Genomic DNA, 739 nt, shown 5'->3' on the forward strand with positions numbered 1-739 from the left:
CTGATGATCGAGTCTGCAGCGCGGGCCAATGATCTGCCGCTGGAATTCTTCGCCCGCGTGATCTGGCAGGAAAGCCGGTTTCAGCCCGATGCCGTCGGTCCCGTGACGCGCAATGGCCAGCGCGCACAGGGCATCGCGCAATTCATGCCGGGCACGGCCAATGAGCGCCGTCTGCTCGATCCGTTCGATCCGGTGCAGGCGCTGCCGAAATCGGCGGAGTTTCTCAGCGAGCTGCGCAACCAGTTCGGCAATCTCGGCCTTGCGGCTGCGGCCTATAATGCAGGACCGCGCCGCGTGCAGGACTGGCTCGACGGCAAGGGATACATGCCCGGCGAGACCCGCAACTATGTCTCCGCGATCACCGGCGCGACGGTCGAGGACTGGCAGGCCGCCGGGCGCAACGGCAAGATGCCGCCGCGTGCCGCGACGTCGAGCTGCCGTGAATTGATGGCACTGCTGCAACGCGCGCCCAATCCCTTCGTCACGCAACTGGAAGCGCGCGTGACGCTCGGCGAAAGCAGGCCGTGGGGCGTGCAACTGGCGGCAGGCTGCAATCGTGATCGTGCTTTGATGTCTTACGCGCGCGTGATGTTGCGCTTGCGCACCGTGGTCGGCGAACGCGATCCCAACCTGCTGAGTTCGCTGTTCAGAAGCCGCGGCACGCGCACTTTCTACCAGGTGAGGATCGGGACCGACACGCGCGACGAGGCCAACGATCTCTGCGGCAAGATCCGCCGGG

The 739-nt window shown here is 65.8% G+C and carries 1 protein-coding gene; it reads left to right on the top strand.

Going from position 1 to position 739, the window contains the following annotated elements; translation table 11 throughout:
• A partial coding sequence (locus tag AC1DU6_RS33860) for a transglycosylase SLT domain-containing protein (protein ID WP_477862774.1) occupies window positions 1–739 on the top strand: 739 nt, incomplete at both ends.

It is taken from the genome of Roseateles sp. P5_B10 (assembly GCF_056400485.1).